We start from the raw sequence: 15,593 nt of genomic DNA, 5'->3' as shown, positions 1-15,593 counted from the left end.
GTCTGAGCCCTGAGATCCGGCCGGTACTGGGGGGTTCCGCGGAGGCGATGTTTTTACGCCCTGCCTGAAGGAGGCGGCTATGTCGCGCGAATCACGGAAGCAGCTCTGCACCCTTGCTGAGGTGCAGGAATGGCTCACGGAGAGGATCGCGGAGCGCTCGGGCGCGTCGCCAAGGTCGATCGACCCCGGCGCGCGGTTCAGCGATTGCGGGCTCGACTCCATGGCTGCCACGGGCTTGCTCGCCGAGCTGGGGAGCGCCATCGGGCGCCGGCTCCACCCGACGCTGATATGGGAGTGCCCCACGATCGAGTCGCTGGCGCGTCACGTGGTCGCGGAGCCGGAGCAGTCGCCTGCTCCTCGCGGCGCGCGCTCGGGCGACGAGGCCCACGGGACGCGGGGCGCCGAGCCGATTGCCATCGTCGGTGTCGCCTGCCGGTTCCCGCGAGCGCCGGACCGGGACGCCTTCTTGCGGCTGCTGCGGGGCGGGGTGGACGCCATCGGGGAGGTCCCCCGGGAGCGGTGGAGCGTCGACGCGTATTACAGCGCGGAGCCGGGCGCCCCCGGGAAGATGAGCACGCGCTGCTGCGGGTTCCTGGAGCAGGTCGACCAGTTCGACCCGCAGTTCTTCGATATCTCCCCGCGCGAGGCCGTCCAGATGGATCCTCAGCAGCGGCTGATGCTCGAGCTCTCGTGGGAGTCGCTGGAAGACGCCGGCGTGGCGCCCCGGGGGCTCAAGGGAAGCCAGACCGGCGTGTTCTTCGGCGCGACGTGGAGCGATTACGCGAGGGGGCCTCGCGGCGATATCGAGGCGATCGCCCAGCACACCGCCACGGGACAGGACCTGAGCATCATCCCTGCGAGGGTGTCCTACGCGCTGGGCCTGCAGGGGCCCAGCCTTCATGTGAACACCGCCTGCTCCTCGTCCCTCGTGGCGGTTCACCTCGCGTGCCAGAGCCTGCGCCTCGGCGAGTGCGATCTCGCGCTCGCCGGCGGCGTGAACCTGATCCTCGCCCCCGAGAGCACGGTGGCGATGTCCAAGTTCGGGGCGCTCTCGCCCGACGGCCGCTCCAAGGCGTTCGACGCGCGCGCGAACGGCTACGCCCGCGGCGAGGGCGGCGGGGTGGTCGTGCTCAAGCCGCTCTCCCGCGCGCTCGCGGACGGCGACGTCATCTACTGCGTGATCCGCGGGAGCGCCGTCAACAACGACGGGTTCAGCAACGGGCTGGCCGCGCCGAACCCGAAGGCGCAGGAGGCGGTCCTCCGCGAGGCGTACGCGCGCGCGGGGGTGAAGCCGGAGGAGGTCGATTACGTCGAGGCCCACGGCACCGGCACGATCCTCGGGGATCCGATCGAGGCGAGGGCGCTGAGCGCCGTCCTGTGCGCGGACCGCCCGCCGGAGCGGCCGCTCCGGATCGGATCGGTGAAGACCAACATCGGCCACCTCGAGGCCGCCGCGGGGATCGCCGGGCTCATCCGCGTCGCGCTCTCGATGCAGCACCGGGAGCTCCAGCCGATCCTCCATTTCGAGCGGCCCAACCCGCACATCCCGCTCGACGAGCTGCGGCTCGCGGTGCAGCGCGCGGCGGAGCCCTGGCCGGAGAGGGCCCACGGGGAGGCCCTCGCCGGGGTCAGCTCCTTCGGCTTCGGCGGCACCAACTGCCACGTCGTGCTCGAGGGCATGCGCCACGACCGGACGCTCCTCTTGCCGCTCTCGGCGCCGAGCGCCGGGGCGCTCTCGGCGCTGGTCGCGCAGGTCCATGCGCTCGCCGCCTCGCCCGGCGAGCGGCCGCCGCTCCCCGCGCTGTGCGCCGCGGCCGCGGCGCGGCTCAGCCAGGACGACCACCGGCTCGCGCTGACCGTCTCTTCTTATGACGAGCTGGACGCGCGCCTGCGCGCCCTCGGCGACGCGGGCGCGCCCTACCGACCCGGCGCCTCGATCGGCGTGGCGGGCGCGCAGCGGCCGAAGGTCGCCTTCCTGTTCGGCGGCCAGGGGTCGCAGTGGCTCCGCATGGGGCGCGACCTCCTGCGCGAAGAGCCGGTGTTTCGCGCGGCGCTCCTGCGGTGCGACGAGGCGATGCGGCCGCACGCGCCCTTTTCGCTCCTGACCGCGCTGACGGCGGGGAGCCCGCGCCTGCTCGACGCAACCGATGTCGTCCAGCCGGCCATCTTCGCGATCCAGGTCGCGCTCGCGGCGCTGTGGCGATCCTGGGGCATCGAGCCGGACGCCGTCGCCGGACAGAGTCTCGGCGAGGTCGCTGCGGCGCACGTGGCCGGCGCGCTGAGCCTCGAGGACGCGGCGCGGATCATCTGCGCTCAAGGTCGTCTGCTAGAGCAGGCGAGCGGCGCCGGCGGGATGGCCCTCGTGGAGCTCTCCGTCGCCGAGACGGAGCGGGCGCTCGATCGCCACGAGCCACACGAGCGCCGCCTCTGGGTCGCCGGCAGCAGCAGCCCGAGCGCCACCCTGGTCTCGGGCGACGCCGGGGCGCTCACGGAGCTCCTCGACGAGCTCGCCGGCCGGCAAGTGGCGTGCAGGCGCATCCGCGTAAACTGCGCCTCTCACTGCCCGCACATGGACGCGCTCTGTCCGGAGCTCGCGCGGGCGGTGCAGGAGATCTCCCCGCGGCGCGGCGCGATCCCGTTCTACTCCACCGTGACGGGGGCTCGCTGTGAGGGCGACGCGCTCGGCCCCGCGTACTGGGCGCGCAACCTGCGGGAGCCGGTGCTCTTCTCCGCCGCCGTCGAGCGGCTCGTCGAGGACGGCCACGGCGCCTTCGTCGACGTGAACCCCCACCCCGTGCTCGCGCACGCCGTCACGGCGAGCCTCGCTCACCTCGGGCGAAGCGGCCTCGTGGTGCCGTCGCTGCGGCGCGAGAAGCCGGCGCGGGCGATCCTGCTCGGCTCGCTCGGCGCCCTGTACACGGCCGGCGCGCCCGTCGCGTGGCCAAGGCTGGCTCCGTCCGGCGCGAGCGCGCCGGACGCGCTCGTGGCGTCGTTGCCGTGGCTGAACGGACCCGAGCCGCAGGCGGCCTCGCAGCCGCAAAGGGCGCCGGCGCGCGAGGCCACCTCCGCCGAGCTGCTCGTGCTCTCGGCGCGCTCCCCGCAGGCGCTCCGGGAGCTCGCGGCGTCGATGGCGCCCCGGCTGCGGGCGCAGGGCGGAGCCCTGCTGCGCGACGTCTGCTACACGGCGAGCGTCCGGCGCAGCCATCACGAGCACCGGCTGGCGGTCGTGGGCGCCTCGCGGGACGAGATGGCCCGCGCCCTCGAGGCCTCCCTGGGCGGGGCGACGCACGCCGGCGTCGCGCGTGGCGAGGTGGCGCCGGGGCCGCGTCCCAGGGTGGTGTTCGTGTTCTCGGGCCAGGGATCGCAGTGGCCGGGGATGGGGTGGACGCTGCTCCAGGAGGAGCCGGTCTTCCGGGGCGTGGTGGAGGCGTGCGACGCGCTGCTGAAGGCGCATGCGGGCTGGTCGCTGCTGGACGCGCTGAGCGCGCCCGAGGCCACCTCCCGCCTCCAGGAGACGCAGGTGGCCCAGGCCGCGCTCTTCGCGGTGCAGGTCGCGCTCGCGGCGCTCCTCGGCTCCTGGGGGATCACCGCCGACGCCGTGATCGGGCACAGCGTCGGGGAGCTCGCGGCGGCGCACGTCGCCGGGGCGCTCGGGCTGGAAGAGGCGGTGCGCATCGTCCACCACCGGGGGCGGCTCATGCAGCGGGCGACCGGCCTCGGAAAGATGGCCGCCGTCCAGGCGTCCCCGGAGCAGGCGGCGCGCGCGCTCGAAGGATACGAGGGGCGGCTCTCGATCGCCGCCGTCAACGATCCCGGCTCGGTCGTGCTGTCCGGGGACGCGGCGGCGCTCGGCGAGGTGGTGGCGGAGCTCCGGCGCGCCCGGGTGGAGTGCCGCGAGCTGCCGGTGAACTACGCGTTCCACAGCCCCCAGATGGAGCCGTTCCGTGGGGAGCTCGCGAGCGCGCTCGGGGACATCGCGCTGCGCCGCACGGACAGGCTCATGGTGAGCACCGTGACGGGCGAGGGCATCGGCGGCGAGGCGCTCGACGCGTCCTACTGGGCGAGGAACCTCCGGGAGCCGGTGCTGCTCGCGCGTGCGCTCGACAGCGCGATGACCGCCGGACACCAGCTCTTCCTGGAGGTGGGGCCGCACCCTGTGCTCTCGGCCAGCGTGCAGCGGTGCCTCTCGGCGCGAGGCGTCGACGGGCTGGTCGCCCCGACCTTGCGCCGGGGTCGCGACGGGCGGCGCTGCCTGCTCGAGTCGCTGGGCGCCCTCTATACGCGCGGGTGCCCGGTCGAATGGGCCCGGATGTATCCGACGGGCGGGCGCTGCGTGTCCTTGCCGGGCTATCCGTGGCAGCGCAAGCGATACTGGCTGGAGGCGCCGGGGGACGCGCGGCGGCGCGAGGCGCCGGGCGCGCCCCCTCCGGCGCTCCCGTCGCTCCTGCAGTCGGCGGACGCGGCGGCCTTCGCGGCGCAGCTCGGGCTCTCGGCGACGCTGTCGGCCGAGGAGCTCGGCGTCGTCGGCCGGGTGCTCGACGCGCTGCGGGCCAAGGTGGACCAGGAGCGCGCGGAGGCGGAGATCCAGCCGTGGCTCCATGAGCTTGCGTGGAAGCCGCGGCCCCTGCCGCCGCGCCCGCGCCCGGCCACGCCCGGGCACTGGGTCGTGCTCATCGACGACGGGGGCATCGGGGACAGGCTGGCGGACGCGCTCGAGGCGTCGGGCGCGACGTGCTCCCGGCTCCGCCTGGGGACCGCCGCGCGGCGCCTGGCAGAGCATGTGTGGACCAGCGATCCGACGCCGGAGAGCCTCGGGTCGTGGTGGTCGGAGCGCGCGGCCGAGCGCGGGCCGGTGCGCGGCGTGGTCCACCTGTGGAGCCTCGGCGGCGCGTCGCAGGGCGACGACACGCTGGACGCCGCGCTCGCGCGGGGCGTCGAGAGCGCGCCGGCCTTGCTGCGCGCCGTCCTGCAGGCAGCGCGAGGCGAGCGGCCGCGGCTTTGGTTCGTGACCCGCGGGGCGGTGTCGGTGGGCGCGGGCGACCCGGTCACGGCGCCCGCGCAGGCGGCGCTCTGGGGGCTTGGCCGGACCCTGGCGCTCGAGCATCCGGAGGTCTGGGGAGGGCTCGTCGACTTGGCGTCTTCTCCAGGGGAGCACGATGTCCCCGCGCTCCTGGCCCAGGTGCTGACCCCCGACGGCGAGGACCACGTCGCGCTCAGGCCGTCGGGGCGGTTCGTGGAGCGGCTCGTGCGTTGCAGCGGGTCGCCGGCCAGTGCGCCGGCCTGGTCCACGTCGGGCACGGTGCTCATCACCGGGGGGCTCGGCGCGCTGGGCAGGCATGTCGCGCGGTGGGCGGCGCAGCGGGGCGCGCGGCACATCGTGGTCACGAGCCGCAGGGGAGCGTCGGGCGACGACCGCGACGTCATCGCGTCGCTGGAGTCGCTCGGGGCGCCTTGGACCGTCGCGCAGGCCGACGTGGCCGACGCGGGGGCGATGGCCGCCGTGCTCGCGGACATCGACGCCCGGCTGCCGCCGCTCTCCGCGGTGTTTCATCTGGCGGGCGTCGCCGATGAGACGCCGCTCTCGGCCCTGGACAGCGCGGGGCTCCGCCGGGTGCTCTCGCCGAAGGTCCACGGGACCTCGGTGCTCGACGCGCTGACGCGCGACCGGCCCCTCGACGCGTTCGTCTGCTTCACGTCGATCGCCTCGGTGTGGGGAGCGGTGCGGCACGCCAGCTACGCGGCGGCGAACGCGTTCCAGGACGCGCTCGTCCGGGAGCGCCGCGCCGCGGGGGCGTCCGCGGTCGCCGTGAGCTTCGGGCCGTGGCGCGGCGGCGGCATGGCGACCGGCGCGATCCCCTCGTTCGAGGAGCGCGGGGTGCGGGCCTTCGGCCCGGAGCAGGCCTTGGCGGCGCTGTCCTCCTGTCTGACCGCCGGGGCGGCGCAGGTGGTCGTGGCCGACGTCGACTGGCCGAGGTTCTGCGCGGTGATCGAGAGCAGCGGCCCCCGCCCGCTGCTCTCGGAGATGCCGCGCGCCGGAGGGCCCGCCCCGGGCGCCGCCGCGCCCGCCCTCCTCGACGACCTCGCGGCGGCGCCGCCGCGGGAGCGGCGCCGGACGCTCCAGCGATGGATCCAGGCCTCGGTCGCCGAGACGCTGGGGTTCGCCGAGGCCGACGAGGTGAGCCCGACCCGGGGCTTCTTCGACCTCGGCATGGATTCGCTGATGGCCGTGAAGCTGTGCCAGCGCCTGGGCCGCACGCTCGGCCGGCCGCTGTCGTCGAGCGTGACGTTCAACCACCCGAACGTCGTCGCGATGACCGACTTCCTGCTCGAGGAGCTGTCGCCGAGCCTGCCGGGCGACGCCGCGCCTCCGGAGGCCGAGGAGGGCGCGGACGGCGCGGGCGGCGCGGCGTCGAGCGACGTCGGAGGGCGCGCCGTGGCCGGCGACGAGCCGATCGCGATCGTGGGGATGGGGTGCCGCTTGCCGGGCGGCGTGGAGACCCCGGAGGAGTTCTGGCGGCTGCTCGAGCAGCGGGTCGACGCCGTGGGGCCGATCCCGGCGGACCGCTGGGACGCCGCGGCGTACTACGACCCCGATCCGGACGCGGCCGGCAAGATGTACGTCCGGGAGGGCGGCTTCCTGGCCGCGGCGCCCGATCGGTTCGACGCGCGCTTCTTCGGGATCGCGCCGCGGGAGGCGGTCCACCTCGATCCGCAGCACCGGCTGCTGCTCGAGGTCATCTGGGAGGCCATGGAGGACGCGGGCATGGTGCCCGGCGAGCAGCCGCTGACGGGCGTCTTCGTCGGGATCGGGCCGAGCGACTACGGCATCCTGCAGCGGACGCACGCGGATCTCGAGGCGCTGGACGCCTACACGCTCTCGGGGACGTTCACGAGCTTCTCCGCGGGCCGGCTCTCGCACGCGCTCGGGCTCGAGGGGCCGAGCATGGCGGTCGACACGGCGTGCTCGTCGTCGCTGACGGCGATCCACCTCGCCTGCCGGAGCCTGTGGGCGGGCGAGTGCCGGGTGGCGGTCGCGGGCGGGGTCCAGCTGATGCTGGCCCCGCACCTCAGCGTGTACCTGTCGCGCCTCCACGCGCTGGCGCCGGACGGGCGGTGCAAGACGTTCTCGGCGGACGCGGACGGGTACGGCCGCGGCGAGGGCTGCGGCATGGTCGTGCTGAAGCGCCTGTCGGACGCGGCGCGCGACGGCGATCGCATCCTGGCGGTGATCCGCGGCTCGGCCGTGAACAGCGACGGCCGCAGCGCCGGCATCACCGTGCCGAACGGCAAGGCGCAGGAGGCGGTCGTGCGCGCGGCGCTCTCGATCGCGGGGCTCTCGCCCGGCGACATCGATTACGTCGAGGCGCACGGCACCGGGACGGCGCTCGGCGATCCCATCGAGGTCGAGGCGCTCGCGGCGGTCTACGGCGAGGGGAGGCCCGGCGGCCGGCCGCTCAAGATCGGGTCGGTGAAGACGAACCTCGGCCACCTCGAGTCGGCGGCGGGCGTGGCCGGCGTGATGAAGGTGGTGCTGTCGCTGGGGCACGGCGCGCTGCCGGCGCAGCTGCACGCGCGCGCGCTCAACCCGCGCATCCCGTGGGCCGAGCTCCCGATCGAGGTGACCACGGCGGCCGAGCCGTGGCGCCGCGGGGAGCGGCCCCGCCGCGCGGGCGTGAGCTCGTTCGGGATGAGCGGGACCAACGCCCACCTCGTGCTGGAGGAGGCGCCGGAGGTCCCCGAGCCGCCCGCGCTCCCGGACGCCCCGCTCACGCTGCTGCCCCTGTCGGCGAGGTCCCCCCGGGCGCTCGCCGCCCTGGCCGAGGCCTACGAGCGCTTCCTCGGCGGCGCGCCGCCCGACGCGCGGCTCGCGGACATCGCGTACACGGCGAGCGTGCGGCGCCGCCACCACGAGTTCCGGCTCGCGGTGGTGGGCCGGTCCCGGGAGGAGCTCGCCGAGGCGCTCGGCGCGCACGCGCGGGGCGAAGCGCACCCCGCCGCGACGAGCGGGCAGACGGTGCTCGGGTGGCAGCCCCAGGTGGTGTTCGTGTTCTCCGGGCAGGGCTCGCAGTGGGTGGGGATGGGGCAGCAGCTCCTCGCCGAGGAGCCCGCCTTCCGCGCGGCGCTCGAGGCGTGCGAGCCGCTCGTGCAGCGGCACGCGGGCTTCTCGCTGCTCGCCGAGCTCGCCGCCCCCGAGGCGACCTCGCGGCTGGATCAGACCGAGGTCGCCCAGCCGGCGATCTTCGCCGTGCAGGTGGCCCTGGCCGCGCTGTGGCGATCGCTCGGCGTCGCGCCCGACGCGGTGATCGGCCACAGCGTGGGCGAGGTCGCGGCCGCGCACGTCGCCGGCGTCCTCGGCCTGGACGAGGCGATCCGGCTCGTGACGATCCGCGGGCGGATCATGCAGCGCGCCACGGGCCTCGGGAAGATGGCCTCCGTCGCGCTGTCCGAGGACGAGGCGGCGGCCGCCCTGGAGGGGCGCGCGGACCGGATCTCGATCGCGGCGATCAACGACGCGCGCTCCGTGGTGCTCTCCGGCGACGCGGCCGCGCTCGAGGAGGTCCGCTCGGGCCTGCGCGCGAGGCAGGTGCCCTGCCGGATGCTGCGGGTCAACTACGCCTTCCACAGCCCGCAGATGGAGCCGCTCCAGCGGGATTTCCGGGGCGCGCTGGGCGACGTCGCGGCGGGCCGGCCGTCGATCGCGATGTACAGCACGGTGACGGGCGAGCGCCTCGATCGCGAGCCGCTCGACGCGGGGTACTGGGCCCGGAACATCCGCGAGCCCGTGCAGCTCGCCCGGGCCGTCTCCGCGGCGTGGGCGGACGGCCACGAGATCTTCCTGGAGGTCGGCCCGCACCCGGTGCTCCTGGCCAACCTCCAGCAGCTCCTGTCGGAGCGGGGCACGGGGGGGAAGGCGCTCCCCACGATGCGGCGCGACCAGGGAGAGCGGCGGAGCGTGCTGCAGGCGCTCGGGGCCCTCTACGCCCACGGCTATCCGGTGCGCTGGAAGCTGCAGTATCCGTCGGGCGGGCGCTGCGTGCCGCTGCCGGCGTATCCCTGGCAGCGGGAGCGGTACTGGATCGAGGGCGCCGCGCCCGCGCCCGGGCGCTCGGCGGCCGCCGAGGCGACCGGGGTCGCGGAGGAGCTGCTCTACGCCGTCGCCTGGCACCGCGGCGAGCCCGCGCGCCCGCCCGCGGCCTCGCGCCCGCCGCGCGGCGCGTGGCTCCTGCTCCTGGATCGGGCAGGTGTGGGCGAGGCGCTGGCCGCGCTCCTCGACCAGCGCGGCGACGCGTGCGTGCGCGTCGCGCGCGTCGGGGACGGGCGCTACGCGCGGCTGGGCGACGGGCGCTACGAGGTGGACCCCTCGGACGGCGCCGCGCTGTCGGCGCTCCTCGACGACGCGTTCCCGGGCGACGCGGCGTGCCGAGGCGTCGTGCACCTGCTCGCCCTGGACGCCGCGGCGGCCGAGGCGACGACGCCGGAGACGATCGAGGGCGACGTGCGCCTCGCGGGCCTGAGCGCGCTGTCCCTGGCGCAGGCGCTCTCGCGCAGGGGGTGGCGCGACGCGCCGCAGCTCTGCCTCGTCACCCGCGGGGCGCAGGCCGTGGCCGAGCCGGCGCCGGTGTCCGTGGCCCAGGCGCCGCTCTGGGGCGTGGGCGGCGTGCTCTCGGCCGAGCACGCGGCGCTCCGGTGCAAGCGCGTCGACCTGAGCCCGACCCCCGCGGCCGGTGAGGTCGCCGCGCTGCTCCGGGAGCTCGACGCCGGCGATGGCGAGGACCGGATCGCGCTCCGCGGCGAGGCGCGGTACGTGGCGCGCCTCGCGCGCGGCGTCCCCGGGGCCCGCGCCGGCGCGGGCGAGAGCTTCCGCGCCGACGGCGGTTACCTCATCGCCGGAGGCCTCGAGGGGTTCGGCCTCTCGCTCGCGCGGTGGATGGTGGACAAGGGCGCCCGCCATCTCCTGCTCACCGGCGCGGGCGGCGCCGCGGAGGCGGCGCGGGGCGCGATCGCGGCGATGGAAGCGGCGGGCGCTCAGGTGATCGCGGCCGAGGTCGACGTGGTCGAGCCGACGCGCGCGGCCGAGGTCGTGGCAGAGGTCGAGCAGCGGTTCGGCGCGCTCCGGGGGGTCGTCCACGCGGCGCCGGCCGCGGGCGGCGCCGCGCCGGAGCGCGACGCGCGCGGCGCCTTCACGGCGGCCGCCTCGCGGGCGCGCGGGGCGTGGAGCCTGCACGAGGCGACCGCGGGCAGGCCGCTCGACCTCTTCCTCCTGCACGCCTCGGCGATGCCGCTCCTCGGCGCACCCGGCGACGCTTCCGCCGCGGCGGCCGACGCGTTCGTCGGCGCGCTCGCGCACCACCGGCGCTCCCTGGGGCTGCCCGCGCTGACCGTCGACTGGGGCCTCTTCGCCGAGGAGACCGCCGCGGAGGGGCGCCACGGCGCCGCGGCGCGCCTCTCGCGCGGGGGCGCGGGGCTCCTCACCGAGGCGGACGCGCTGGCCGCGCTGGAGCGCCTGCTCGGCGCAGGCGCGGCCCAGGCCGGCGTGCTGCGGTTCGACCTGCGCCGGTGGCTCGAGTTCTACCCGACCGCCGCCGCGTCGCCGTTCTGGGAGCAGCTGCGCCGGGAGGGCGATCGCGCGAAGCCGCGCGCCCCCGAGATCTCGCGCCTGCGGGCGGCGCTCGACGGCGCGGCGCCGGAGGAGCGGCCCGCGCTGGTCGAGGGCTTCGTCCGGGAGGTCGCGGCCCGCGTCCTGCGGCTCGATCCGGGCTCGATCGACCGGCACGTCCCGCTCAACGATCTCGGCATCAACTCGCTGATGAGCCTGGAGCTGCGCAACGGCCTGGAGGCCGGCCTGGGGCTCTCGCTGCCGTCGACCTTGCTCTGGACCTACCCCCACGTCGCCGGGCTCTCGGCGTACCTCGTCGAGCAGCTCGGCGCCGGCGCCCAGCCCGCGCCTGCGCCGGCGCAGCCCGCGCCTGCGCAGCCCGCGGCGGCGCCGGACGTCGAGCCGATCGCCGTCGTCGGCCTCGCGTGCCGGCTGCCCGGCGGCGGCGACGATCCCGAGGCGTTCTGGCGCGCGCTGGAGGACGGCGTCGACGCCATCCAGCGGATCCCCGCGGCCCGGTGGCCCGACGACGCGATCCCCGACGGGCCGCCGGGGACGCGCTGGGCCGGGCTGCTGGACAGCGTCGACGGGTTCGACGCGCGCTTCTTCGGGATCTCGCCGCGCGAGGCCATGAGCCTCGATCCGCAGCAGCGCCTCCTCCTCGAGGTGGCCTGGGAGGCGTTCGAGGACGCGGGGCAGCCGGCCGATCGGCTCCTCCGCAGCCGGACCGGCGTGTTCGTCGGCATGGCGGCCCAGGACTACCAGCACCGCGTCGCCTCGCTCGATCCGCGGCAGCTCGACGCCTACTGCGCGACCGGAACCTTGGCGAGCACCGCCGCGGGGCGCCTGTCCTACGTGTTCGGGCTCGAGGGGCCGAGCATGACCGTGGACACGGCGTGCTCCTCCTCGCTGGTCGCGATCCACCTCGCCTGCCAGAGCCTGCGGAGCGGCGAGAGCGACATGGCGCTCGCGGGGGGCGTCAGCCTCATCCTCTCCCCGCTGACGATGAGCCTGATGGGCCAGACCAACGCGCTCTCGCCCGACGGCCGGTGCAAGACGTTCGACGCCGCCGCGAACGGGTACGTGCGGTCCGAGGGCTGCGGCATGGTCGTGCTCAAGCGGCTCTCGGACGCGCAGCGGGACGGCGACCGGATCTGGGCGCTGGTCCGGGGCTCGGCCGTCAACCAGGACGGGCGCTCGTCGGGGATGACGGCGCCGAACGTGCTCTCGCAGCAGGCGCTGCTGCGGCAGGCGCTGGAGAGCGCCCGCGTCTCGCCGTCCCAGGTGGGCTACGTCGAGGCGCACGGCACCGGCACCTCGCTCGGCGATCCGATCGAGCTCACGGCCCTGAAAGAGGTGCTGGGCGGGCCGCGGCCCGACGGGCTGCCCTGCTGGATCGGCTCGGTGAAGACGAACATCGGCCACCTGGAGGCGGCGGCGGGGGTGGCGGGGTTCATCAAGGTCGCGCTCTCGCTGCGCCACGAGCTGATCCCGAGGCACCTGCACTTCCAGACGCTGAACCCGCGGATCTCGCTCGAGGGCACGCCGTTCGCCGTCCCGGCGGCGCCGCTGGCGTGGCCGTCCGGCGGCGCGCCGCGGATCGCGGGGGTGAGCTCCTTCGGCATCAGCGGCACCAACGCGCACGTCGTGCTGCAAGAGCCGCCGCCCGCCGCGCCCGCGCTGGAAGGCCGCGCGTCCGTCGTGCTGCTCCCCCTCTCCGCGCGGAGCCCGGCCGCGCTCTCGGCCCTGGCCGAGGCGTACCGGCGCTTCCTGGAGGACCCCTCCGGAGCTCCCGCGGATCTCGCCGACGTCGCGTACACCGCGAGCGTGCGGCGCGTCCACCACGAGCACCGGCTGGCCGTCGCCGGCGGCTCGCGGCAGGAGCTCGCCGCGCTGCTCGCGGCCTGCGGGCGAGGCGAGGAGGCCGCCGGCGTCGCCCGCGGCGACGCGCGCGCGGGGGCGCGGCCCCGGGTCGTGTTCGTGTTCCCGGGCCAGGGCTCGCAGTGGCCGGGGATGGGGCGGCAGCTCCTCGCCGAGGAGCCGGTCTTCCGCGAGGCCCTCACCGCGTGCGACGCGGCGATCGCGCGCGAGGCGGGGTGGTCGCTGCTCGAGGAGCTCCACGCCGGCGAGGAGCGCTCGCGCCTCGCGGAGATCGACGTCGTGCAGCCGGCGCTCTTCGCGATCGGCGTCGCCCTGTCCGCGCTCTTCCGCGCGTGGGGCGTGGAGCCCGACGCCGTGGTGGGGCACAGCATGGGCGAGGTGGCGGCGGCGCACGTCGCGGGCGCGCTGACGCTGGACGACGCCGCGCGCGTCGTCTGCCGCCGGAGCAAGCTCCTGCGGCGCATCAGCGGCGCGGGGGCGATGGCCCTCGTGGAGCTGCCGATGGAGCAGGCGCGGCAGCTGGCGTCCGGGTACGCGGGCCGCGTGTCCGTGGCGGTGAGCAACAGCGAGCGGTCGACGGTGCTGTCCGGCGAGCCCCTCGCGCTCGACGAGATCCTGGCAGATCTCGCGCAGCGCGGCGTGTTCTGCCGCCGCGTCAAGGTGGACGTCGCGTCGCACAGCCCGCAGGTGGATCCGCTCCTCGACGAGCTGCGGGCGGCGCTCGAGGGGCTCGCGCCGGGGGCGGCGCGGGTGCCCATGCGCTCGACCGTGAGCGGCGAGATCTGCCGCGGCGAGGAGCTCGGGCCGGCGTACTGGGCGCGGAACCTGCGGGATCCGGTGCTGTTCTCGGGCGCCGTGCAGCGGCTCGCGGACGAGGGGCCCGCGCTCTTCCTCGAGATGAGCCCGCACCCGATCCTCGCGCCCGCCATCGAGGAAGGGCTGCGCGCGAAGGCGCCCGGGGGCGCGGCGCTCCCGTCGATGCGGCGGGAGCGGGACGAGAAGCGATGCCTGCTCGAGGCGCTCGGGGCGCTCTACGCGCGCGGCTACCCGGTGGACTGGGCGCGCCAGCACCCGTCGGGGGGCCGCTGCGTCTCCTTGCCGGCGTACCCCTTCCAGCGGGAGCGCTACTGGATCGACGAGGCCCCGCGGGCGCCGTTGCCCGAGGGGCGCCCCGCGGCGCCGGACGACGACGACGAGCTGCTGTACGCCGTCGCGTGGGAGCGCCGCGCGCCGGAGCCCGCGCACGGCGACGGCCGCCGCTCCCACCGTGGCGCCTGGCTCGTGCTCGCGGACCGGACCGGGACCGGCGCCGAGCTCGCGGAGCTCCTGCGAACGCGGGGCGACGCCTGCGTCGTCGCCGTGGCCGGCGAGGTCACGGCGCGCCACGGGGCCGGGCTCTACGAGCTCGACCCGCGAGACCCGATGGCGTTCCGGTACCTGCTCGAGGACGCGTTCGGCGGCGGCCCGGCGTGCCGGGGCGTCGTGCACCTGTGGAGCCTGGACGCGCAGGGCCCGGACGGCGTCACGCTGGAGACGCTGGAGCGGGACCAGCGCCTCGGGACGCTGAGCGCGACGTTCCTCGCGCAGGCGCTCGTGCGCAGGGCGTGGCGCGACGCGCCGCGGCTGTGGCTCGTGACCCGCGGCGCGCAGGCCGTGGCGGAGGCCGCGCCGGTGTCGGTGTCGCAGGCGCCGCTCCTCGGCTTCGGCCGCGTGCTCGCCTCCGAGCACCCGGAGCTCCGGTGCACGCGCGTGGATCTCCCCCCGGCGCGCGCGCCGGAGGACGCCGCCTCGCTCGCCCGGGAGCTCGACGCCACGGACGACGAGGATCACATCGCGCTCCGGGCGGGCGAGCGCTACGTCGCGCGGCTGGCGCGCGCCGCGCTGCGGGAGCGGCGCGCCGGCGGCGTCGCGCTGCGGCCGGACGGCACCTACCTCATCGTCGGCGGGCTCGGGGGGCTCGGGCTCTCGCTCGCGCGCTGGATGGTGGACCGGGGCGCTCGCCACCTCGTGCTCGCGGGCCGCAGCGGCGCGTCCGACGAGGCGCGGCGCGCGGTCGACGCGCTCGAGGCGCGGGGCGCGCGCGTGACCGCGGCCCAGGCGGACGCGTCGCGCCGCGAGCAGGTCGCCGAGCTCCTCGCGGCGATCGACCGCCGCGGGCCGCCGCTCCGCGGGGTCGTGCACGCGGCCATGGTCATCGCCGACAGCACCGTGATGGAGCAGAGCGCCGAGCGCTTCTGGAAGACCATGGCCCCGAAGATGCACGGCGCGTGGAACCTCCACGAGCTGACCGCGGGCACGCCGCTCGACTTCTTCGTGATGTACTCGTCGGTGGCCTCGCTCCTCGGCGCGCCGGGCAACGGGAACTACACCGCGGCGAGCGTGTTCCTCGACGCCCTCGCGCACCACCGGCGCGCGCTCGGGCTGCCCGCGCTGAGCATCGACTGGGGGCTCTTCTCCGACGTGGGCATCGCGGTCCGGCAGGCCGACATCATGGGCCGCGTCGGCGACCGCGGCATGGACACCCTCACCGAGGCGGACGGGCTGCGGATGCTCGAGCGCCTGTTCGCGGCGGACGTGCCCCAGATCGGGGTCGTCCGGTTCAACGCGCACAGGTGGCTCGAGTCCTACCCGAGCGTCGCGCGGTGGCGCTACTGGGACCGGCTCACGCGCGAGCGCCCCCGCGCCGCGCCGAGGTCGTCGGACATCGTCCGGGTCCGCGAGGCGCTGGAGCGGGAGCTGCCCGAGGAGCGCCGGTTCCGCCTGCAAGGGCACCTCCGGGAGCAGCTCGGCCGCGTGCTCCGCGTCGAGCCGGCCGCGATCGGCCCGCTCGAGGTGTTCGCCAGCCTCGGCATGGACTCGCTGACGAGCCTCGAGTTCCGCAACCGCCTCGAGTCCAGCCTCGGCCTCAGCCTCTCGGCGACGCTGCTGTTCACGTACCCGAACATCGCGTCGCTCGCCGACCACCTGCTCGCCGAGATCGAGGCGGCCGACGCCCCGGCCGAGGAGGTGACCCAGCGGACCTTCGCCGACTCGCTCGGCGATCTCGACGGAAGTGCGTTGCTGAGCCTCCTCGACGAGGAGCTCACGCTGGCCAGCGGGAGGAAATCGCTATGAG

Annotated in this window: 1 protein-coding gene; it reads left to right on the top strand. The window is 76.2% G+C overall.

Features of this window, described 5'->3' with window-relative positions; translation table 11 throughout:
- The first annotated feature begins 79 nt into the window (after positions 1-79).
- A complete protein-coding gene (locus WMF26_RS38145; RefSeq protein ID WP_437996726.1) occupies positions 80-15,592 on the top strand; it encodes an SDR family NAD(P)-dependent oxidoreductase in 15,513 nt (5,170 codons plus the stop codon).
- Position 15,593: the final 1 nt, after the last annotated feature.

It is taken from the genome of Sorangium sp. So ce185, assembly GCF_051526825.1.
GTDB lineage: Bacteria > Myxococcota_A > Polyangia > Polyangiales > Polyangiaceae > Sorangium > Sorangium cellulosum_D.
Note: the sequence above shows the minus strand (reverse complement) of the source record. Positions and strands in the feature narration are given on the sequence as shown.

Bases quoted from the DNA above. Each gene is read 5' to 3' on its own strand.
- WMF26_RS38145 (WP_437996726.1), top strand. From the start codon at position 80: ATGTCGCGCGAATCACGGAAGCAGCTCTGCACCCTTGCTGAGGTGCAG.